The 24,489-nt window shown below is 69.9% G+C and carries 2 protein-coding genes; both read left to right on the top strand.

Going from position 1 to position 24,489, the window contains the following annotated elements; translation table 11 throughout:
* Window positions 1-134: 134 nt before the first annotated feature.
* On the top strand, window positions 135-13,037 hold the full coding sequence (locus ACI2KK_RS22735; protein WP_404670706.1) for an amino acid adenylation domain-containing protein: 12,903 nt from the start codon (window positions 135-137) through the stop codon (window positions 13,035-13,037).
* The gene (locus ACI2KK_RS22730; RefSeq protein ID WP_404670705.1) at window positions 13,034-24,394 is read left to right on the top strand and encodes an amino acid adenylation domain-containing protein; all 11,361 of its coding nucleotides are present in this window, start codon (window positions 13,034-13,036) and stop codon (window positions 24,392-24,394) included. Before ACI2KK_RS22735 ends, ACI2KK_RS22730 begins: the two co-directional genes overlap by 4 nt.
* Window positions 24,395-24,489 lie beyond the last annotated feature (95 nt).

Below are 24,489 nucleotides of genomic sequence, written 5' to 3'. Positions count from 1 at the left end.
TTTCGCGACACAAGGCCGCTCCTACAAGCCCCGGGCCGCCGATTGTCCCAGCTTCCCCTGTCAGCCCCGCTGGCAGCGATCCTTTAGTTTCACCCCCGACTTTTATTCACTTGGCAAAGCAGGATGCTTACCCCATGCCCTTGAGCGAACTGATGGCGGTGCTGTGCACCCGCGCGATCCGACTGCAACGTGACGGCGACGACCTGGTGGTGCTGGGCGCCGACGATGCGTTGGACGACCACCTGTGGCAGGCCCTGGCCGATAACAAGCCGGCGCTGCTGGCGATGCTGGCCGGGCAGGGCGACGACTGGGTCAGCCCGGCGCTGCGCATCACCCCCGACATGCTGCCATTGGTGAGCCTGGACCAGGCCGCCATCGACCGCATCGTCGCCACGGTGCCGGGCGGTGCGGCCAACGTGCAGGACATCTACCCGCTGGCGCCGCTGCAAGAGGGCATGCTCTACCACCACCTCAGTGCCAGCGCCGGCGACCCCTACCTGTTGCAGGCGCAACTGCGCTTTGCCAGCGCTGCGCACCTGGCGGCGTTCCGCGAGGCCTTGCAGTGGGTGATCCAGCGCCACGACATCCTGCGCAGCGCGCTGCTGTGGGAGCGCCTGGACGAGCCGCTGCAAGTGGTCTGGCGTGAGGCGCCGCTGGTCTGCGAAGGGGTGCTGCTGGATGGCGCGGGCGATGCCCTGGCGCAACTGCGTGAGCGCTTCGACAGCCGCCACTTCCGCCTCGACCTCGGCCAGGCGCCGCTGCTGCGCCTGGTGCATGCGCCGGGCCATGGTGAAGAGGTGGTCGCCCTGTTGCTGTTCCACCACACGGTGATGGACCACGCCGCCCTGGATATCGTGCGCCGCGAACTGCACGCGCACCTGACCGGCAACAGCGCCCAGGTCGGCCCCGCCGTACCGTTTCGCGACTTGCTGGCAGAAGCCCGCCAGGCCCGTGACGCAGGCGCTCAGCAGGCGTTCTTCGGCCAGATGCTCGCTGATATCGACGAGCCGACCCTGGCCTTTGGCCTGGCTGAAAGCGACGGCCTGCCGGTGGAAGAAGCCCGGCTCACCCTGGAGCCTGCCCTCAGCCTGCGCCTGCGCGGCCTGGCCAGGCAGCTTGGGGTCAGCCCGGCCAGCCTGATGCACCTGGCCATGGCGCGGGTGCTGGGGCAGGTGTCCGGGCGCGAGGCGGTGGTGTTCGGCAGCGTGCTGCTGGGGCGCATGGAGGCCGGCGCCGGCGGCGAGCAGGCGCTGGGCATGTTCATCAACACCTTGCCGCTGCGGGTGGATGTCGGTGCGCTCAGCGTCAGCGAAGGGCTGCAAGCCACCCACCAGCGCCTGAGCGGCCTGCTTGGCCACGAGCAGGCATCACTGGCCGAAGCCCAGCGCTGCAGCGGCGTTGCCGCCCCCACGCCGTTGTTCAACTGCGTGCTCAACTACCGCCACAGCGCCGCAGGGGACGCCGATGCAGTGATCGAGGTGGCGCCGGGCATCCATGTACTGGGCGCCGAAGAGCGCACCAACTACCCGCTGACGGTGAACATCGACGACCTCGGCGAGGCGTTTCGCATCACCGCGCTGGTGGCCAGCCAGATCGGCGCCCGGCGTATAGCCGGTTACCTCGCGCAAACCCTTGGGCAACTGGCCCAGGCCCTGGAGCAGGCACCGCACACGCCGGTGCAGGCGCTGGACATTCTGCCGCCGGGCGAGCGTGAACACCTGCTGCAAGCCAGCAACCAGCCGCTGCAGGCATTTGCCGCCACGCCGCTGTTACACCAGCGCTTCGAGGCCCATGCCAAGGCGCGCCCGCAAGCCACGGCGCTGATTTTCGAGCAGCAGAGCATCAGCTACGGCGAACTCAACCGCCGCGCCAACCAGCTGGCCCATCACCTGATCGGCCTGGGCATTGGCCCAGAGGCGCGGGTGGCCATTTGCGTGGAACGCGGCCCGGCGATGATCGTCGCCATGCTCGGGGTGCTCAAGGCCGGTGCCGGCTACGTGCCCATCGACCCCGCTGCGCCGGCCCAGCGCATCGCCTTCACCCTGGCCGACAGCGCACCTGCGGTGGTGCTCAGCCAGGCCGACTGCCTGGCCCTGCTGGGCAGCCCCGAGGCGCCGCTGCTGGACCTCGACGACCCGCGCCTGGCCAGCCAGCCTGACCACGACCCGCAGTGCCCGGGCCTGCTGCCCACGCACCTGGCCTACGTCATCTATACCTCCGGCTCCACCGGGCTGCCCAAGGGGGTGATGGTCGAGCACGGCAACGCCAGCCGCCTGTTCACCGCCACCGACGCCTGGTACGGCTTCAACCCGCAGGATGTGTGGGCGCTGTTCCACTCGTTCGCCTTCGACTTCTCGGTGTGGGAAATCTGGGGTGCGCTGGCCTACGGCGGCCAGTTGCTGATCGTGCCGCAGCGCATCAGCCGCAACCCCGACGAGTGCTACGCGTTGCTCTGCCAGAGCGGCGTCAGCGTGCTCAACCAGACCCCCAGCGCCTTCCGCCAGCTGATCGCAGCCCAGGGCCGCAGCACCTTGCAGCACTCGCTGCGCCAGGTGATTTTCGGCGGCGAGGCACTGGAACCGGGCTCGCTCAAGCCGTGGTACGCGCGCATCGCCAATGCCGGCACGCGCCTGGTGAACATGTACGGCATCACCGAAACCACGGTGCATGTCACCTACCGCCCGCTGCAGGCCGCCGACGCTCAACTGGTGGGCGTCAGCCCCATCGGCGAGCGCATCCCCGACCTGCAACTGTACGTGCTCGACGCCCAGCGCCAGCCGGTGCCGGTGGGGGTGACCGGTGAGCTGTACGTGGGCGGCGCCGGGGTTGCCCGGGGTTACCTCAACCGCCCCGAGCTCAGCGCCGAGCGCTTTATCAGCGACCCGTTCAACCCGGCAGGGCGCCTGTACAAAACCGGCGATCTGGCCCGCTGGGCCGCTGATGGCAGCCTCGACTACCTGGGCCGCAACGACGACCAGGTGAAAATCCGTGGTTTTCGTATCGAGCTGGGCGAAATCGAGGCGCGCCTGGCCGCCTGTGCCGGTGTGCGCGAGGCCGTGGTCCTGGCCCGCCGCGACAGCGCAGGCGAACCGCGCCTGGTGGCCTGGTGGCTGGCCGAGGAGGGCGCAGCGCCGAGTGTCGCCGAGCTGCGCCAGGCGCTGCTGCAAGACCTGGCCGAGTACATGGTGCCGGCCGCCTTCGTGCGCCTGGACAGCTTCCCGCTGACCGGCAACGGCAAGCTCGACCGCAAGGCGCTGCCCGAGCCCGACGGCGCCGCCTTCGCCCGGCATGCCTTCGAGGCGCCGCAAGGCGAGGCCGAGCAGTGCATCGCGCAGATCTGGCAGCAACTGCTGGGCATCGCCGAGGTGGGCCGCCACGACAACTTCTTCGAACTGGGCGGCCATTCGCTGCTGGCGGTCAAACTGGTGGAGCGCATGCGCCAGCAGGACCTGGCCGCCGATGTGCGGGTGCTGTTCGGCCAGCCGACCCTGGCGGCCCTGGCCGCCGCCGTGACCCGCGGCCAGGCGGCGCCGGTGCCGGCCAACCTGGTGCCCGCAGGTTGCACGCGCATCGAACCGCACATGCTGCCCCTGGCCAACCTCGAGCAGGCGGCCATCGACCAACTGGTGGCGGGCATCCCCGGCGGTTGCGCCAATGTGCAGGACATCTACGGCCTGGCCCCGTTGCAGCAGGGCATTCTCTACCACCACCTGGCCAGCAGCGGCGCCGACCCCTACGTGCTGCGCGCACGCTTTGCCTTTGCCGGCGAAAGTGAGCTGCAAGGCTTTGTCGATGCCCTGGACAAGGTGATTGCCGAGCACGACATCCTGCGCACCAGCATCCACTGGCAGGGCCTCGACGAGGCAGTGCAGGTGGTGCACCGCCAGGCCCGCCTGCCGGTGGTGGCCAATGCCGACCTGCAACGCCTGGAGCTGAACCGCGCTCCCTTGATGAAGCTGGTGCGCCACAGCGAAGGCGAGCGCCTGGAAGCGACCCTGCTGCTGCACCATATCCTCCTCGACCACACAGCCACCGAGCTGCTGGTGGCCCAGGTGGGCGCGGTGCTGCAAGGGCGTACCCTTGCGATCGACAGCGTGCCGTACCGCAACTACGTGGCCCGCGCCCGCCTGGACGCCGACCCGGCCGGCGACGAGGCGCTGTTCCGCGACATGCTCGGCGACATCGACGAACCCACCGAAGTGTTCGGCCTGCGCGATGTGCAGGGCGACGGCGTGCAGGTGCTCGACCACCAGCAGCCTGTGGACCCGGCACTGGCCTCCCGCCTGCGGGTGCAGGCGCGCCAGCTGGGGGTGAGCATCGCCAGCCTGGTGCACCAGGCCTGGGGCCAGGTGCTGGCGCAACTGAGCGGGCGCCAGGAGGTGGTGTTCGGCACCGTGCTGCTCGGCCGCCTGCAAGGCGGCGCCGGGGCCGACCGGGCGCTGGGCATGTTCATCAACACCTTGCCGCTGCGGGTCAGTGTCGATGCCATGGGCGTGGCCGACGGCGTGCGCCGCACCCACCAGCGCCTGGCGCAACTGCTCGGCCACGAGCAGGCCTCGCTGGCCCAGGCCCTGCGCTGCAGCGGCGTACCCAGTGACCAGGCGCTGTTCACCAGCCTGCTCAACTTCCGCCATGCCAGCCCCAAGGCCGCAGGCGACGGCCTGGGCTGGGCCGGCATCGAGCTGCTGGCCTCCCGCGAGCGCAGCAACTACCCGCTGGTGGTCAACGTCGACGACCAGGGCGAAGGCCTGAACCTGACCGTGCAAGCAGTACCGGAGGTCGATGGCAGCCAGGTTTGCGCGCTGCTGGCCTGCGCCCTGGCGCAACTGGCCGAGGCTCTGGAACAAGCCCCGCAAGGCCCGCTGCACGCAGTTGCCAGCCTGCCGACGGGCGAGCGTGAGCGGGTGCTGCGCCAGTTCAACGACACCCGCCGCGACTACCCCCGCGAGCAGCCGCTGCATGTGCTGTTCCAGGCCCGCGCCGCCGCCTCGGGCGATGCCGTGGCGCTGATCCATGGCCAGCGCCAGTGGCGCTACGCCGAGCTTGCCGAGCACGCCAACCGCCTGGCCCATCACCTGCTGGCCCTTGGCCTGCGCCCGGGCGAGCGGGTGGCGCTGCTGCTGCCGCGCTCGTTCGACCTGGTGGCCGCACAACTGGCGGTGAGCCGCTGCGGCGCCACCTACGTGCCGCTGGACGGCAACGCCCCGCTGGAGCGTCAGGCCTTCATGCTCGAAGACTGCGGCGCCAGCCTGCTGCTGACCCACAGCGACCAGCCGCGCCCGGGTGATACCCAGCGGGTCGAGCTGGATACCCTCAACCTGGCCGCCTACCCCGGGCATGCCCCGGAGCTTGCGGTGGCTGCGGGCAGCGCTGCCTACATCATGTACACCTCCGGCTCCACCGGCACGCCCAAAGGCGTGCAGGTGCCGCACCGAGCGGTTGCACGGCTGGTGATCAACAACGGCTTTGCCGACTTCAACGCCAGCGACCGCGTGGCCTTCGCCTCCAACCCGGCCTTCGACGCCAGCACCCTGGAAGTGTGGGCGCCGCTGCTCAATGGCGGCGCGGTGGTGGTGATCGACCAGCACCAGGTGCTGGCCTCCGATAGCCTGGGCCAGGCGCTGCTCGACGGCGGCGTGACGGTGCTGTGGCTGACCGCAGGTTTGTTCCACCAATACGCCGATGCCTTGTTGCCGGTATTCGCCACGCTGCGCTACCTGATGGTCGGCGGCGATGTGCTGGACCCGGCGGTGATCAATCGTGTGCTGCAAGGCGGTGCACCGGGGCATCTGCTCAACGGCTACGGGCCGACCGAGGCCACCACCTTCAGCACCACCTTTGAGATCCACAGTGCGGGGGCAGGGGCGATCCCCATCGGCACGCCCATCGGCAACAGCCGCTGCTATGTGCTCGACGCCCGGCGCCAGCCGCTGCCGGTGGGCGCGGTGGGCGAGCTGTACATCGGCGGTGACGGCGTGGCCCTGGGTTACCTGGGCCAGCCTGCGCTTACCGCCGAGCGCTTTATCGACGACCCGTTTAGCAGCGAACCCGGCGCGCGGCTGTACCGCAGTGGCGACCTGGTGGCCTGGCAGGCCGATGGCACCTTGCGCTACCTGGGGCGCAGCGACCAGCAGGTCAAGCTGCGCGGCTTTCGCATAGAACTGGGCGAGATCGAAGCCCGCCTGGCCGCCTGCACCGGGGTGCGCGATGCCGTGGTGCTGGTGCGCGAGGATGTGCCGGGGGACAAGCGCCTGGTGGCGTACTTCCAGGCCGAGGGCGAAGTGCCGGCGATTGCCAGCCTGCACGAGCAACTGCTCGGCCAACTGCCCGACTACATGCTGCCGGCCGCCTACGTGGGCGTGGCCCAGTGGCCGCTGACCGCCAACGGCAAGCTCGACCGCCGCGCGCTGCCGGCGCCGGGCCAGGGCGATGTGCTCAGCCGCGTGTTCGCCGCCCCCGAAGGCCCGCTGGAAACCCGCCTGGCGGCGATCTGGGCCGACTTGCTCAAGGTCGAGCGGGTAGGGCGCCACGACAACTTCTTCGAACTGGGCGGCCATTCACTGCTGGCTGTGAGCCTGATCGAGCGCATGCGCAAGGCCGGCCTGGGCGCCGATGTGCGCGTACTGTTCGCCCAGCCGACCCTGGCCGCACTGGCGGCAGCAGTGGGCAGCGGCAGCGAAGTGCAGGTGCCTGCCAACCGGGTGCCGGCCGCAGCCGACAGCATCACCCCAGAGATGCTCAGCCTGGTGCAACTGGACCCGGCCAGCATTGCGCGCATCGTCGCCACGGTGCCGGGCGGCGCCGCCAACGTGCAGGAAATCTACCCGCTGGCGCCGCTGCAGGAGGGCATCCTCTACCACCACCTGAGCGCCGCCCAGGGCGACCCGTACCTGTTGCAGTCGCGCCTGGCCTTCGACAGCCTGGTGCGCCTGCAAGCCTGGGCCGCGGCCTTGCAGCAGGTGATCGCCCGGCATGACATCCTGCGCACCTCGCTGGTTTGGGAAGGCCTGGCAGAGCCGGTGCAGGTGGTCTGGCGCCACGCCGAGCTTGGCGTGGACGAAATCGTGCTGGATGCAGGCAGCTCGCTACCTGTGATCGACCAGTTGCAGGCGCGCTTCGATGCCCGCCAGCACCGTATCGACCTGGGCCAGGCGCCGCTGCTGCGGCTGGTCTACGCCCACGACCCGGGCAATAGCCAGGTGGTGGCGATCCTGCTGTTCCACCACCTGGCCCTGGACCACACCGCCATGGACGTGGTCGGTGCAGAGATGCTCGCCATGCTGCGCGGCGACGACAGCGCCCTGAGCGCGCCGGTGCCGTACCGCAACTATGTGGCCCAGGCGCGCCTGGGCAACGACCGCCAGCGCCATGAGGCGTTCTTCAGCAAGCTGCTTGGCGATGTCGACGAGCCGACCCTGCCGTTCGGCCTGCATGACGTGCAGGGCGAGGGCCATGCCATCGAGGAGGCGCACCAGGCGCTGGATGGCGCCCTGGCCCGGCGCCTGCGCGAGCAGGCCCGCCAGCTGGGCGTCAGTGCCGCAAGCCTTGCGCACCTGGCCTGGGCGCGGGTGGTCGGGGTGCTGGCCAACCGCAGCGATGTGGTGTTCGGCACCGTGCTGATGGGCCGCCTGCAAGGCGGCGAGGGCGCTGACCGGGCCTTGGGGGTGTTCATCAACACCCTGCCGCTGCGCATCGACACCCGCGCCCCGGTGGCCCAGGCCCTGCGCGCCACCCATGCCGGGCTGTCGGCATTGCTCGGCCACGAGCATGCCGCACTGGCCGAGGCCGTGCGTTGCAGTGGCGTGCCCGCAGGCCAGCCGCTGTTCAGCGCCTTGCTCAATTACCGTCACAGCAACGCCGAGGCGCGCCGTGACGGCGAGGGTATCTGGCAGGGCGTGCGCCTGCTGGGCGGCGAAGAGCGCAGCAACTACCCGCTGACCCTGAGTGTCGACGACCTCGGCGAAGGCTTTGCCCTGAGCGTGCTGGCCCAGGCCGGCATCGGCGCCGGGCGCGTGGCCGGCTGGATGGCCAATGCCCTCGAACAGCTGGTGCAGGCCCTGGAGCAAGGCGGGCAGGTGGCGGTCGAGCTCCTGCCGCTGCTGGCCGCTGAGGAGCGCGTGCAACTGCTCGAAGGCTTCAACGACAACCATCGCCAATACCCCACGGGCCAGACAGCGCACGCCCTGATCGAGGCTCAGGCGGTGCGCGCAGCCAATGCCCGCGCCGTGGTGCAAGGTGAGGAGGTGCTGACCTACGGCGAGCTCAACCGCGCCGCCAACCGCCTGGCCCACCACCTGATCGGCCTGGGCGTGGCCCCGGGCGCGCGGGTGGCGCTGTGCCTGCCGCGCACCCCGCAACGCCTGGTGGCGCTGCTGGCGGTGCTCAAGGCCGGCGCCGCCTATGTGCCGGTGGACCCGGCCTATCCGGCTGAGCGTATCGCCTACCTGCTGCACGACAGCGCCCCGGCGCTGGTGCTGGCCGAGTCGGGCATTACCAGCCTGGGCCAGGCTGTACCCCGGCTGAACCTGGACCTCGGCGGCTGGCACACCGCACCTGAGCACAACCCGCAGGTGCCGGGCCTGGCTGACGATGGCCTGGCCTATGTGGTCTACACCTCCGGCTCCACCGGCCAGCCCAAGGGGGTGATGGTCGAGCACCGCACCCTGGCCAATCTGGTGCACTGGCACTGCGAGGCCTTCAGCCTGGGCGCCGGCAGCCAGACTGCCAGCGTGGCCGGTTTTGGCTTCGACGCCATGGCCTGGGAAGTGTGGCCGGCGCTGTGCGCCGGGGCCGTGCTGCATCTGCCGCCTGCGCAAATCGCCGGTGACGATGTGCAGGCGCTGCTGGACTGGTGGCAGGCGGCGCCGCTGGAGGTTGCCTTCCTGCCCACGCCGCTGGCTGAACAAGTGCTGCGCAAGGGCCAGGGCCACCCGACCCTGCGCACGCTGCTGACCGGCGGCGATCGCCTGCGGCCGTTCGACAGCGCCCCGGGCTTTGCCGTGGTCAACAACTACGGCCCCACCGAAACCACCGTGGTGGCCACCTCCGGGCAGGTGGCGCCGGGCACTGTGGCGCATATCGGCCGGCCGCTGCCCAATACCCGGGCCTATGTGCTCGATGGCCAGCAGCAGCCGGTGCCGGTGGGCGTGGCGGGCGAGCTGTACATTGGCGGCGCCGGGGTTGCCCGGGGCTACCTGGGCCGGGCAGACCTGACCGCCGAGCGCTTCGTTGACAACCCGTTCCATGGCGGGCGCATGTACCGCAGCGGCGACCTGGTGCGCTGGAACCGCGACGGCACCCTGGATTACCTGGGCCGCAACGACGACCAGGTGAAGATCCGCGGCATGCGCGTCGAGCTGGGCGAGGTCGAGGCCGCGCTGACCGCGCAACCCGGGGTGGCCGAGGCTGCCGTGCTGGTGCGCGGCGAGCGGCTGCTGGCGTGGTTGCGCGCCGAGGGCGAGGTGAACGTCGATGAGTTGCGCCAGGCCCTGGCCGCACGCCTGCCGGCGCATATGCTGCCGCTGGCGTTCATCCCCTTGGCGGCGCTGCCGCTGACCGCCCATGGCAAGCTCGACCGCCGCGCGCTGCCCGACCCCGACCCGGCCAGCCTGGCCGGCCCGGCTTTCGAGGCGCCGCAGGGCGAGCGCGAAACCGTCATGGCGCAAGTCTGGGCCGAGGTGCTGGGGCTGGAGCGGGTAGGCCGCCACGATAACTTCTTCACCCTGGGCGGCCACTCGCTGTTGGCGGTGAGCCTGGTGGAGCAATTGCGCAGCCAGGGCATTGAGTGCGATGTGCGCCAACTGTTCAGCCAGCCTAGCGTGGCCGCACTGGCCGCCGCCCAAGGGCCGGCGCGCCAGGTGCAGGTGCCGGCCAACGGCATCCCGGCCGGCTGCCGGCAGATCACCCCGGGCATGCTCAGCCTGGTGACGCTGACCCCGGCGCAGATCGCACGCATTACGGCCAGCGTGCCGGGTGGGGCAGCCAATGTGCAGGACATCTACCCGCTGGCGCCGCTGCAGGAGGGCATTCTCTACCACCACCTCGGCGCCGGTCGCCACGACCCCTATGTGCTGCAATCGCGCCTGGCGTTCGACAGCGAGGCGCGTCTGCAGGCCTTTGCCGAGGCCTTGCGCACGGTGATCGCGCGGCATGACATCCTGCGTACCGCCGTACTGTGGGAAGGCTTGCCGCAAGCGGTGCAAGTGGTGTGGCGTGAAGCCCCGTTGCTTGTGCGCGAGCAGAACGAGCCCGCCGAGCAGTGGCTGGACCTGGCCCAGGCGCCGCTGATTCGCCTGACCTACAGCCGCACCCAGGGCAGCCCGCGGCTGCTGGCCACCTTGCAGTTCCACCACGTGGTGCTCGACCACACCGCACTGGAGGTAGTGCGCGCAGAAATGCTCGCCTGCCTGAACGGCCAGGGCGAACCTGCCCAGGCGCCGGTGCCGTACCGCAACTACGTGGCCCAGGCGCTGCTGGGCGTCAGCGAAGCCGAGCACGAGGCGTTCTTCCGTGGCCAATTGGCGGATATCGACGAGCCGACCTTGCCCTACGGCCTCAACCCGCAAGCCGGGGTGGCCGGGGCCATCGAGGAGGCCCGCCTGCAACTGCCCGAAGCCCTGCAGCGCCAGCTGCGCAGCCAGACCCGGCAGCTTGGGGTGAGCACCGCCAGCCTGTTGCACCTGGCCTTCGGGCGCCTGCTGGCGGCCGCCAGCGGCAAGGCCTGCGTGGTGTTCGGCAGCGTGCTGCTGGGGCGCATGGGCGGCGGCGACGGCGCCAGCCATGGGCTGGGCATGTTCATCAACACCCTGCCGCTGCGCCTGGACCTGGACGGCTTCGACGTGCGCCAGGCCGTGCGCAACACCCATGAGCGGCTGAGCGCACTGCTGGCCCATGAGCATGCCTCCCTGGCCCTGGCCCAGCGCTGCAGCGCGGTGGCTGCGCCGCAGCCGCTGTTCAGCGCCATGCTCAACTACCGCCACGGCGAGGCCGAAGGGGCTGCCCAGCGCGAGGCCTGGCAGGGCATCGAGACCCTGACCAGCGAAGAGCGCACGCACTTTTTGTTCAGCCTTAACGTGGATGACTTCGGCAATGCCCTGCGCCTGACCGCGCAGGTGCCGGCCGAAGTGGGCGCGGCGCGGGTCTGCCAGCAGATGCAGGCGGTGCTGGAAGGGCTGGTGCAAGCCCTTGAACGCCAGCCAGACCTGCCGGTGCAGCGGCTTAACGTGGTGCCGGTGCAGGAGCGCGAGCGCCTGTTGCTGGGCTTCAATGCCACGGCGGCGGCTTACGACCTTGAGCAGACCGTGCATGGCCTGATCGAGGCGCAGGTGCAGCGCAGTCCCGAGGCCATTGCCGTGCGCGGTGAAGAGGGCGAGCTGAGCTTCGCCCAGCTCAACGCCAAGGCCAATCGTCTGGCTCATCACTTGATTGCTTTGGGCGTGAAACCTGATGACCGCGTGGCGATCTGCGTGGAGCGCGGGCTGGCGATGGTGGTAGGGCTGCTGGCCATTCTCAAGGCTGGCGGTGCCTACGTGCCGGTGGACCCGGATTACCCGGCCGAGCGCATCAACCACATGCTTACCGACAGCGCGCCGGTGGCGGTGCTGGTGCATGGCGCCACCCGCGAGGTACCTCAAGGGCTGCCGGTGGTGGACCTGGACCACGAAATCTGGACTGATCTTCCAGCAGAAAACCCTGAAGTCATTGGCTTGACTCCGAACCACCTTGCCTACGTGATCTACACGTCCGGCTCGACCGGCCTGCCTAAAGGTGTGATGAACGAGCACCGAGGGGTTGTGAACCGCCTGCTGTGGACTCAGCAGCAATATCAGTTGGGTGCTGACGATGTGGTACTGCAGAAAACCCCGTTCAGCTTCGATGTGTCGGTGTGGGAGTTCTTCTGGCCACTGCAAACCGGTGCCTGCCTGGTCATGGCCCGCCCCGGCGGCCACAAGGACCCGGCCTATCTGCGTGAAGTGATCGACCGCGAGCAGGTCACCACCTTGCACTTCGTACCTTCGATGCTGGATGCGTTCCTTGCCCATGGCGACGCCGAGCGGGCCGCGATGAAACGCGTGCTGTGCAGCGGCGAGGCACTGCCCGGCAGCCTGGTGCGTCGCTTCAAGGCGCAACTGTCCGGCGTAGAACTGCACAACCTGTATGGCCCGACCGAAGCGGCAGTGGACGTCAGCGCCTGGCACTGCGCCGAGCCGCTGGAGCAAACGCCGGACAACACGCCAATCGGCAAACCGGTGGCCAATACCCAGCTGTATGTACTGGACGCCTACGGTCAGCCGACCCCGCAAGGTGTGGCGGGCGAGCTGTACATCGGTGGCGTGCAGGTGGCTCGCGGTTACCTGAACCGCGCCGAGCTGAGCGCCGAACGCTTCATCGACGACCCGTTCACCCCGGGCGGGCGGCTGTACCGCACCGGCGACCTGGCCCGCTACCTGCCGGACGGCAATCTCGAATACCTGGGCCGCAACGACGACCAGGTGAAGCTGCGCGGCCTGCGTATCGAACTGGGTGAAATCCAGGCCTGCCTGACCCGCATCGACGGCATTCAGGAAGCCGCGGTGCTGGCCCCCGCGCTGCAAGGCGAGCGCCGCCTGGTGGCGTACTACACCGGCAACGCACAAGCGGTGGACGTGCTGCGCGCCGAGCTGCTGCGCCACCTGCCGGAGTTCATGGTGCCGGCGCTGTTCGTGCACCTGCCGGCGCTGCCGCTGAGCCCCAACGGCAAGCTCGATCGCAAGGCACTGCCAGTGCCGGGCGCCGAAGCCTTGACCAGCCGTCCGTACGAAGCCCCGCAAGGCGCCACCGAGCAACTGCTGGCCGAGGTCTGGGCCGAGCTGTTGGGCCTGGAGCGGGTAGGGCGGCACGACAACTTCTTCGAACTGGGCGGCCATTCGCTGCTGGCGGTGACCCTCACCGCCCGCCTGCGCGAACACGGCCTGGAAGCCGACGTGCGCGCCCTGTTCGAACAACCCACTTTGGCGGGCTATGCAGCCATCACAGACAGAATGGAGATCGTCCTGTGAGCATCGAACAACTTCTGGCCACCCTGGCCAGCCTCGACATCCAGCTGGCCCTGAAGGATGGCCAGCTGGCCGTGCAGGGCAACCGCCAGGCGCTGGGCGACCCGCAACTGGTGGCGCAACTGCGCGAGCACAAGCCGGCGCTGATCGCGCTGCTGGCCAGCGGCGGCTACCAACCGGGCCAGCGCGGCCCGGTGCAGGTACCGGCCAACGGCATCGCCGCCGGTTGCAGCCATATCACCCCGGCCATGCTGACCCTGGCCGAACTGGACCAGGATGCCATCGACCGCCTGCTGGCCCAGGTGCCCGGCGGGGCGGCCAACGTGCAGGACATCTACCCGCTGGCCCCGCTGCAGCAGGGCATTCTCTACCACCACGCCAGCAGCAGCGCCAGTGACCCCTACGTGATGCAGGCGCAGTTCGCCTTCGCCGACCGCCAGCGCCTGGACGCCTTCGCCGAGGCCTTGCGCGGGGTGATCGCGCGCCACGACATCCTGCGCACCTCGGTGCACTGGGACGGGCTTGAGCAACCGCTGCAAGTGGTCTGGCGCCAGGCGCCGCTGCAGGTCGAGGAGGGCGATGACGCGCCCTGGCTGGACCTTGCCCAGGCGCCGCTGATTCGCCTGCGCCACCGGGCCGCCGCCGCTGACGGGAGCATTCTCGCCAGCCTGCAGTTCCACCATATCGCCCTGGACCACAGTGCCCTGGATGTGGTGCGCCACGAAATGCAGGCGCTGCTGCAAGGCCAGGGCGCGAGCCTGGGCACGCCGGTACCGTTTCGCAACTACGTGGCCCAGGCCTGCCTGGGCGTGAGCGAAGCCCAGCACGAGGCGTTCTTCCGCGCCATGCTGGCTGACCTCGACACGCCGACCCTGGCCTACCAGTTGCAGGACGTACAGGCCGATGGCGGGGAGGCCCGGGAACACAGCCTGGCCCTGGACAGCACCCTGTGCCTGCGCATCCGCGCCCAGGCCCGGGCCTGCGGGGTCAGCGTGGCCAGCCTGTTCCACCTGGGCTGGGCCCAGGTGCTCGGTGCCCTGACCGGGCAGGCCAGCGTGGTGTTCGGCACCGTGCTGATGGGCCGCCTGCAAGGCGCCGAAGCCACCGACCGGGCCTTGGGCATCTTCATCAACACCTTGCCGCTGCGGGTCGAGCTGGGCGCGCTGGCGGTGGCCGAGGCGCTCAAGGCCACCCACCAGCGCCTGGCCACGCTGATGCGCCACGAGCATGCGCCGCTGGCCCTGGCCCAGCGCTGCAGCGCAGTGGCGGCGCCGACGCCGCTGTTCAACAGCCTGCTCAACTACCGCCACAGCGCCATCGAGGCCAGCGCCCAGGCGCGCGCGGCCTGGGCCGGTATCGAGATCCTGCATTCCGAGGAGCGCAGCAACTACCCGTTGACCCTGAGCGTGGACGACCTCGGCGAGGGCCTGCGCCTGACCCTGCTGGCCAGCGCCCAAGTGCCCGGCGAGCGGGTGTGCGGTTACCTCGAACAGGCTATGCAGGCCTTGGTCGATGCCCTTGCGCAAGACGGCCAGGCGCCGCTGCAAAGCCTGTCGGTATTGCCTGCGGCAGAGCGCCAATGGCTACTGGACGACATCAATACCCGCCAGCACCCCCACGACCTTTCGCTGACCCTGCACCAGCAGGTGGAGCACCAGGCCGTGGCGAACCCTGCGGCCATCGCCGCCAGTTGCCTGGGGCAGAGCCTGGACTACGCCACCCTGAACCGCCGCGCCAATGCCCTGGCCCATCACCTGATCGGGCTGGGCGTGGGCCCCGATGCGCGGGTGGCGGTGGTGGCCCGGCGTGGCCTGGACACCCTGGTCGGCCTGCTGGCGGTGCTCAAGGCCGGTGGCGCCTACGTGCCGGTTGACCCGGCGCACCCGGACGAGCGCATTGCCTACCTGCTGGCGGACAGCGCGCCACAAGTCGTGCTGACCCAACAGGCCCTGCGCGGGCGCCTGGACGCCGTGCAGGTGCCGCTGCTGAACCTCGATCAGCCCGACTGGCCGGCCCGTGACGCCAACCCGCAGGTGGCAGGCCTTACCGCCGCCAACCTGGCCTACGTGATCTACACCTCCGGCTCCACCGGGCTGCCCAAGGGCGTGATGGTGGAGCACCGCACCCTGGCCAACCTGGTGGGTTGGCACTGCCGGGCCTTCGACCTGGGGCCGGGGCGGCACACCTCGAGCCTGGCCGGCTTTGGCTTCGACGCCATGGCCTGGGAACTGTGGCCGGCCTTGTGCGGCGGCGCCACCGTGCATATCGCGCCACCTGGCGATGGTAACGACGACCTCGACGCGCTGCTGCACTGGTGGCAGGCGCAGCCGCTGGATGTGAGCTTCTTGCCGACCCCCGTGGCCGAATACGCCTTCAGCCAGCAGCTCGGCCACCCGACCCTGCGCACCCTGTTGATCGGCGGCGACCGCCTGCGCCAGTTCAACCGCAACCAGACCTTCAGCGTGGTGAACAACTACGGCCCCACCGAAACCACCGTGGTGGCCAGCTCCGGCGTGGTGCAGGCCGGTGGCGTGCTGCATATCGGCGCGGCGCTCGACAACACCCGCCTGTACGTGCTCGACGGCCAGCGCCAGCCGGTGCCGTTGCAGGTGGCGGGCGAGCTGTACGTGGGCGGCGCCGGGGTGGCCCGGGGCTACCTGGGCCGCCCGGACCTCACCGCCGAGCGCTTTGTTGACGACCCGTTCCACGGCGGGCGCATGTACCGCACCGGCGACCTGGTGCGCTGGCTGGCCGACGGCACCCTGGAGTACCTGGGGCGCAACGACGACCAGGTGAAAATCCGCGGCGTGCGTATCGAGCTGGGCGAAATCGAAAGCCGCCTGAACAGCCTGCCGGGCATCAACGAGGCGGTGGTGCTGGCCCGCGAGGACCAGCCGGGCCAACCGCGGCTGGTGGCCTACTTCACGGCGCAGCCCGGGGTGGAGGTGGCCGCGCCTGCGCAATTGCGCGCGCAGTTGCAGGCGCACCTGCCCGATTACATGGTGCCGGTGGCCTATGTGGCGTTGCCGGCACTGCCGCTAACCGCCAACGGCAAGCTCGACCGCCGGGCCTTGCCGGCACCGGACCGCAGCGCGCTGTTCGAGCGCGGCTACGAGGCCCCGCAGGGCGAGCTGGAAAACACCCTGGCGCAGATCTGGAGCGAGTTGCTGCAGGTTGAGCGGGTAGGGCGGCGCGACCACTTCTTCGAACTGGGCGGGCACTCGCTGCTGGCCATGCGCCTGGCGTCCCAGGTGCGCCTGCGCCTGGGCGCGGAATTGGCGCTCAACGCGCTGTTCGCCCATGCCGAACTGGCCGCCCTGGCCGGTTACCTGGCCAGCGCCGAGGGCAGCGAGCTGCCGCCGATCGTCGCCGCGCCCGCCGGGCAAACCGGGGTGCTGTCGTACGCCCAGCAGCGCCTGTGGTTTTTGGCGCAGATGGGTGATGCCGGGCAGGCCTATCACATTCCGTTGGCCCTGGGCCTGCGCGGCACGCTGGATGCCCAGGCGCTGGAAGCGGCCTTGCTGCGCATTGTCGAGCGCCATCAGGCGCTGCGCAGTTGCTTTGTGGCCGAGGGCGAGCAGGTGCAGGTGCTGACCGGCGCCACACCGGCGCCGGGCTGGCTGCAGCGCCTCGACCTGCGCCAGGCGCCCCAGCAAATGGCGGCGTGCCTGCAGCAGGAGGCGGCGCAGCCGTTCGACCTGGGCAACGGCCCGCTGCTGCGCGCCAGCCTGTTGCAACTGGCCGATGACTACCATGTGCTGGCCGTGACCGTGCATCACATCGTTGCCGACGGCGGCTCGCTGGCGGTGCTCACCGCAGAACTCTCGCAACTGTACCCGGCCCTGCGCCAGGGCCTGGCCGACCCGTTGCCGCCGCTGGCCCTGCAATACGCCGACTACGCCCTGTGGCAACGGCGCTGGCTGGATGGCGAGCGCCTGGCGCAGCAGGTGGCCTACTGGCAACGCACCCTGGCCGGTGCGCCGGCATTGCTGACCTTGCCCTGGGACCGGCCGCGCCCGGCCCGCCAGGACTATGCCGGGGCCACCTTGCCGCTACGCCTGGACGCCGGCCTGAGCGCCGGCCTGCGCAGCCTGGCCCTGCGCCACGGCGCCACGCCGTACATGGTGCTGCTGAGCGCCTGGGCCAGCCTGCTGGCACGCCTGGCCGGGCAGCCGGAAGTGGTGATCGGCTGCCCGGTCGCCGGGCGTGACCGCGCCGAGCTGGAAGGGCTGGTGGGGTTGTTCGTCAATACCCTGGCGCTGCGCATCGCGCTGCCCGAGGCCGCCAGCACTGCGGTGCTGCTCGGCCAGGTCAAGGCCCGCCTGCTGGAGGCCCAGGCCCACCAGGCGTTGCCGTTCGAGCAGGTGGTCGAAGCGCTGCGCCCGGCCCGCAGCCTGGCCCATGCACCGCTGTTGCAGACCACCCTGAACTGGCTGCCGGGGTCGCTGGGCGAACTCGAGCTGGACGGCCTGCATATCGAAGGGGTGGCACAAACCGGGCAAGTGGCCAAGTTCGACCTGTCGCTGAACCTCGGCGAGCAGGGCGAGTGCATCGTCGGCTCGTTGGAATACGCCACGGCGCTGTTCGATGAAAGCAGCGTGCGCCGCTATGGCGGCTATTTCGAGCAACTGCTGCGGGCGATGGTGGCCAACGACCAGGCCGAGTTGGCCGCAGTCGAGCTGCTGGAGCCCGAGGAACGTAACCGGTTGGTACGCGGCTTCAATGCCACGGCGGCCGATTACAATCTTGAACAGACCGTGCATGGGTTGATCGAGGCGCAAGTACAGCGCAGCCCCGACGCTGTGGCTGTGCGCGGCGAGGAGGGCGAGCTGAGCTTTGCCCAGCTCAATGCCAAGGCCAACCGCCTGGCTCATCACCTGATTGCCTTGGGAGTGAAACCCGACGACCGCGTGGCGATCTGCGTCGAGCGCGGGCTGGCGATGGTGGTGGGGCTACTGGCCATTCTCAAGGCAGGCGGTGCTTATGTGCCAGTGGACCCGGACTACCCGGCCGAGCGCATCAACCACATGCTCACCGACAGCGCGCCGGTGGCGGTGCTGGTACATGGTGCTACCCGGCAGGTACCGCAAGGTCTGCCAGTGGTGGACCTGGACGATGAAACCTGGGTTGATCTCTCGACAGAAAACCCTGAAGTCATCGGCCTGACGCCGAATCACTTGGCCTACGTGATCTACACCTCCGGCTCCACTGGCCTGCCCAAAGGCGTGATGAACGAGCACCGCGGTGTGGTCAACCGCCTGCTGTGGACCCAGCAGCAATATCAGCTGGGTGCTGAAGATGTGGTGCTGCAGAAAACCCCGTTCAGCTTCGACGTGTCGGTATGGGAATTCTTCTGGCCGCTGCAAACCGGTGCGCGCCTGGTCATGGCCCGCCCCGGCGGCCACAAGGACCCTGCTTATCTGCGCGAAGTGATCGCCCGCGAGCAGGTCACCACCTTGCACTTCGTGCCCTCGATGCTGGATGCCTTCCTCGCCCATGGCGACGCCGAGCGCGCCGCGATGAAACGCGTGCTGTGCAGTGGCGAGGCGTTGCCCGGCAGCCTGGTGCGCCGCTTCAAGACGCAACTGGCCGGCGTCGAATTGCACAACCTGTATGGCCCGACCGAAGCGGCAGTGGACGTCAGCGCCTGGCACTGCGCCGAGCCGCTGGAGCAAACGCCGGACAACACGCCAATCGGCAAACCGGTGGCCAATACCCAGCTGTATGTACTGGACGCCTACGGTCAGCCGACCCCGCAAGGTGTGGCGGGCGAGCTGTACATCGGTGGCGTGCAGGTGGCTCGCGGTTACCTCAACCGCGCCGAGCTGAGCGCCGAGCGCTTTATCGACGACCCGTTCACCCCGGGTGGTCGGCTGTACCGCACTGGCGACCTGGCCCGGCATCTGCCGGACGGCAACCTCGAATACCTGGGCCGCAACGACGACCAGGTGAAGCTGCGCGGCCTGCGTATCGAACTGGGCGAAATACAGGCCTGCCTGACCCGTATCGACGGCATTCAGGAAGCCGCGGTGCTGGCCCCCGAGCTGCAAGGCGAGCGCCGCCTGGTGGCGTACTACACCGGCAGCGCACAAGCGGTGGAGGTGCTGCGTGCCGAACTGCTGCACCGCCTGCCGGAGTTCATGGTGCCGGCGCTGTTCGTGCACCTGCCGGCGCTGCCGCTGAGCCCCAACGGCAAGCTCGATCGCAAGGCACTGCCAGTGCCGGGCGCCGAAGCCTTGACCAGCCGTCCGTACGAAGCCCCGCAAGGCGCCACCGAGCAACTGCTGGCCGAGGTCTGGGCCGAGCTGTTGGGCCTGGAGCGGGTAGGGCGGCACGACAACTTCTTCGAACTGGGCGGCCATTCGCTGCTGGCCCTGACCCTGCTCGCCCGCCTGCGCAGCCGGGGCTTGCAGGTGGATATTCATGTGCTGTTCGCCGAGCCGAGCCTCTCGGCCCTGGCTGCAACGGTAGCCGCCGGCGCCGCGCCCGAGGTGCCGGCCAACCGAATTACCGCCGACTGCCAGGGCATCACCCCGGACTTGCTGCCACTGGTGGCCCTGGAACAGCCGGCAATCGACAGCGTGGTTGCCAGCGTCACCGGCGGCGCCGCCAATGTGCAAGACATCTACCCGCTGGGGCCGTTGCAGGCCGGTATTCTGTACCACCACCTGGCCAACCCCGGCCAGGCCGACCCTTACCTGCAACAGGTGCACTTCGCCTTCAGCGATGCCAGCCGCCTGCACGCTTTCGCCACGGCCCTGCAAGCGGCCATCGCCCGCCACGACAGCCTGCGCAGCAGCCTGCACTGGGATGGCCTGCCCACCCCGGTGCAGGCGGTGTGGCGCCAGGCGGACCTACCGGTGCAGGAGGTGGCGGTGCTGGATGACCCTGCCCACGGCCATATGGACCTGACCCAGGCCCCGCTGCTGCGTCTGCTGCACTGCCGTGAGGCCGGGCGTATCCAGGCGCGCTTGCAGTTCCACCATGCGGTGCTCGACCACGTGGCCCTGGAGGTGCTGGTGCATGAACTGCAGGCACTGCTGCTGGGCGAGGCGCAGCAGTTGCCAACCCCGGTGCCGTACCGCAACTACATCGCCCAGACCCTGCGCAGCGCCGGGGGCGAGGCCGCCGAGGCGTTCTTCCGCGCACAGCTGGCCGATATCGACGAGCCCACCTTGCCCTACGGCGCACTGCGCCCCCATGGCAGCGATGCCCCGCGCCAGGCGCAGCAGGTGCTGGCGGCAGCACTCAGCCGGCAACTGCGCGAGCAGGCGCGCCAGGCCGGGGTCAGCGCCGCCAGCCTGGTGCACCTGGCCTGGGCACTGGTGCTCGGGCAACTGTCCGGGCGCGACAGCGTGGTGTTCGGCAGCGTGCTGCTCGGCCGCCTGGCCGGTGGTGAAGGCAGCGAGCGGGCGCTGGGGGTGTTCATCAACAGCCTGCCGCTGCGTATCGACTTGGCCGGCGTGGATGTGGCCGAAGGGGTGCGCGCCACCCACCAGCGGCTCAGCGAACTGCTGCGCCACGAGCATGCCCAACTGGCCCTGGCCCAGCGTTGCAGCGGCTTGCCGGCGGGCGCGCCACTGTTCAGTGCGCTGCTCAACTACCGCCATGGCGGCGCGGCTGGCAACGGGCAGGCGCGGGCCTGGCAAGGCATCGAGCTGGTGCAGGCCGAGGAGCGCAGCAACTACCCGCTGGCCCTGAGCGTCGACGACGACGGCGAAGGCTTCACCCTCACTGCCCAGAGCGCCGAGGGCATCGATGCCGGGCGCATCTGCGCCTACCTGGAACAGGCCCTGACGGTACTGGCGCAAGCCTTGGCCGAGGCGCCGGGCACGCCGTTAAGCCGCTTGTCGATGCTGCCGGCGGCCGAGCGCAGCAGCCTGCTCGAAGGCTTCAACGCCACCGACCGCGATTACCCCCGCGAGCTGCCGGTGCACCGTCTGTTCGAGCAGCGCGTGGCCAGCCATCCGCTGGCCGTGGCAGCGGTGGAGGGGAGCAACACCTTGCGTTACGGCGAGCTGAACGAGCGCGCCAACCGCCTGGCTCATTACCTGATCGGCCAAGGCGTGGCCCCGGGGGATGCGGTGGCGATCCTGTTGCCGCGCTCGCTGGAGCTGCTGGTGGCGCAACTGGCGGTGGCCAAGTGCGCAGCGGTGTACGTGCCGCTGGATATCAACGCCCCCGCCGAACGCCAGGCCTTCATGCTGGCTGACAGCCAGGCCGTGGCGCTGCTGTGCCGCGCCGCCGACAGCCTGGAGTGCCCGACCCGGCGCATCGCCCTCGACCGCCTGGCCCTGCACGACATGCCCGGGCACAACCCGGGCCTGGCCCAGGGTGGCGACAGCGTGGCGTACGTGATGTACACCTCCGGCTCCAGCGGCGCGCCCAAGGGCGTGCAAACGCCGCACCGGGGCATCGCCCGGCTGGTGCTGAACAACGGTTATGCCGACTTCAACGCAGGCGACTGCATGGCCTTTGCCGCCAACCCGGCGTTCGATGCAAGCACCGTGGAGGTGTGGGGTGCGCTGCTTAATGGCGGGCAACTGCGGGTGATCGACCAGGCGACCCTGCTCGACCCGGCGCGCCTGACCCCGGTGCTGGGCGAGGTGAGCGTGATGTTTCTTACCACCGCGCTGTTCAACCAGTACGTGCAGTTGATGCCTGAGGCGTTGGCTCGGCTGCGGGTGCTCATGTGCGGTGGCGAGCGTGGCGAGCCTGCGGCGTTCCGCCGTTTGCTGGCGGTGGCCCCGCAGCTGCGCCTGGTGCATTGCTACGGCCCCACCGAAACCACCGGCTATGCCACCACCAGCGAGGTGCGCAGCGTGCCTGAGGGCAGTGACAGCGTGCCGATCGGCCGGCCTATCGGCAACACCCGGGTTTACGTGCTCGACGGCCATGGCCGGCCCTTGCCGGTGGGCGTGGTGGGTGAGTTGCACATTGGCGGTGACGGTGTGGCTGCGGGCTACCTGAACCGCCCGCAACTGAGCGCCGAGCGCTTTGTCGACGACCCGTTCAGCGGGCAACCGGGTGCACGCCTGTACTGCACCGGTGACCTCGGCTACTGGCGCGAGGACGGCCAGCTGGAATGCCTGGGGCGCAATGACGATCAGGTGAAGATCCGAGGTTTTCGCATCGAACTGGGCGAGATCGAGCAGCACATGGCCCGCTGCCCAGGCATCGGCGAGGCGGTGGTGCAGGCCCTGCGCCTGGACCAGGGGCCGCTGCGCCTGCTGGCCTGGTACAGCCGCCGCGACCCGGCGCTGAGCCCCGAGCACCTGCGCGCCTGGCTGCAGGCACGGGTGCCGGAGTACATGGTGCCGGTGGCCCTGGTGGCCATGGACAGCCTGCCGCTGAACAACAACGGCAAGGTCGACCGCAAGGCCTTGCCGCTGCCGGCAGCCGGGGCCATTGGCCAGGACCGTTACGAGGCCCCGGCCACGGCGCTGGAACAACGCCTGGCGCAGGTCTGGGGCGAGGTGCTGGAGGTGGCCCAGGTGGGCCGCCACGACAGCTTCTTCGAGTTGGGCGGGCATTCGCTGAGCGCCATCCGGCTGGTCAACCGCCTGCAGCAGGAGGGCCTGGCCAGCAGCCTGGCCGAGCTGTTCCAGCACCCGACCGTGGCCGCCCAGGCCAAGGCCATGCAGCAGCAGGGCACGGCGCCGCAGCCCGAGGGGCTGGTGACCGTGCGCGGCGAGGGCGACGAGCCGCCGCTGTTTTTGCTGCACGAGTTCAGTGGCCTGGAGCTGTACTTCCCGGTGTTGGGCCAACACCTGCCGGCGGGGTTCCCGGTCTATGGCGTGCCGGGCATCGCCCTGGGCCAGGCCCAGCCACACACCCTGGAGTGCCTGGCCAGCCGGGCCATCGAGCGTATCCGCGCCGTGCAGCCCGAGGGGCCGTACCGCCTGGCGGGCTGGTCGTTCGGTGGCGTGCTGGCCTACGAGATCGCCGCGCAACTGCGTGGCGCCGACCAGGCGGTGAGCTTCCTTGGCCTGATCGACAGCTTCCTGCCGCGCCTGACCGACCAGGGCAAGCCGCGTTGGCAGGGGCCATGGCTGCTGGAGCGCCACCTGTTGCTGCACTGCAGCCAGTACTGGCAAGCCCAGGGGGCGGCCGGGCTGGTGCAACTGGCCAAGTTGAAGGTGCTGGAGCAGCAGGCGCCGGCCTTCGATGAACTGTTGGCGGCCTGCCGTGACGAGCAACTGCTGTATGCCGCCCTGGCAGAGGCCGAGGACGGCGCGCTGCGCCACTTCCTGGAGCGGGAGCTGGCCCACGGCCACGCTCTGGCCCATTACCGGGTCGAACCGCTGGATGTGCCGGTGCAGCTGTTCTGCGCCCGCCAGCGCAACGGCGCCAGCCCTGCCCGGGGCTGGGCCGACACCCTGGGCGCCGGGCAGGTGCACGCCGTCGAAGTGCCGGGTGACCACCGCAGCATGATGCAGCCGCCCCATGTACAGGCCCTGGGGCAGGCGCTGGGCGAGGCCTTGGCCGTGGCCTGCGCGCCGCCTGGGGCTGCCCATCAGCCTTTGGTGGCGATCCAGAGCGGCCAGGCCGGGCAGGCGCCGCTGTTCTGCGTGCCAGGTGCCGGCGACAGCGTTACCCGCTTTGTCGGCCTTGCCGATGCGCTGGGGCCGGAGCGGCCGCTGTACGGCTTGCAACCGCGCGGGCTGGAAGGCGCCGGGGTGCCGCACCGTGAGGTGGAAGCGGCTGCGCGCTGCCATGTGCAGGCGCTGCAAGCGCTGTACCCGCAAGGGCCGGTGCACTTGCTGGGGCATTCGTTCGGCGGTTGGGTCGCCCATGCCATGGCCTGCCAACTGCAGGCGGCGGGCCGCGAGGTGGGCTCGTTGACCCTGGTCGACAGCGAGGCGCCCGCCAGCGGCAGCGTGTGCGGCAGGCCGTACACCACCACGGCGGCGTTGCAGCGGCTGGTGGAGTCGTTGCAGCTGGGCAGCGGCAAGGCCCTGGGGCTGGATACCGAGGCGTTCGCCGCTGCCGACGACGACCAGCAACTGCAGCTGCTGCACGGGGCCATGCAACAGGCCGGGCTGTTGCCGGCGCGGGCCGGGGTGCAGGCCTTGGCCGGCACGTTGCGCACCTTCAGTGCCGCGTTGCGCACGGTGTATCGCCCGCAGGGTGTTTACCAGGGCCCTGCCAGCCTGGTGCTGGTGGCCGACCCGACCCTGGATTCGGCCGGCAGCCAGCGCGAGCAGGCGGCCATGCGCGCCGGCTGGCAGCGGTTGCTGCCGCAACTGGCGGTGTGGGAAGGGCCGGGTGACCACTACAGCGTGCTCAAGGCACCCCAGGTGTATAGCCTGGCGGCGTGGTGGCAGGACGGGCAGGCGCGGGTGGGGGTGAAGGTGTAGGAGCGGCCTTGTGTCGCGAAAGGGCTGCGCAGCGGCCCCGGTAATTTTGCATGAGGCGCAGATCGTGGGGCTGCTGCGCAGCCCATCGCGACACA

Origin of the sequence: Pseudomonas sp. NPDC089406, assembly GCF_044900265.1 — a bacterium.
GTDB classification, from domain to species: Bacteria; Pseudomonadota; Gammaproteobacteria; order Pseudomonadales; family Pseudomonadaceae; genus Aquipseudomonas; species Aquipseudomonas fakonensis.
This window is presented reverse-complemented; position numbering and strand designations above follow the sequence as displayed.

Coding starts and splice junctions, on each gene's coding strand:
- ACI2KK_RS22735 (WP_404670706.1), top strand. CDS start 135: ATGCCCTTGAGCGAACTGATGGCGGTGCTGTGCACCCGCGCGATCCGA.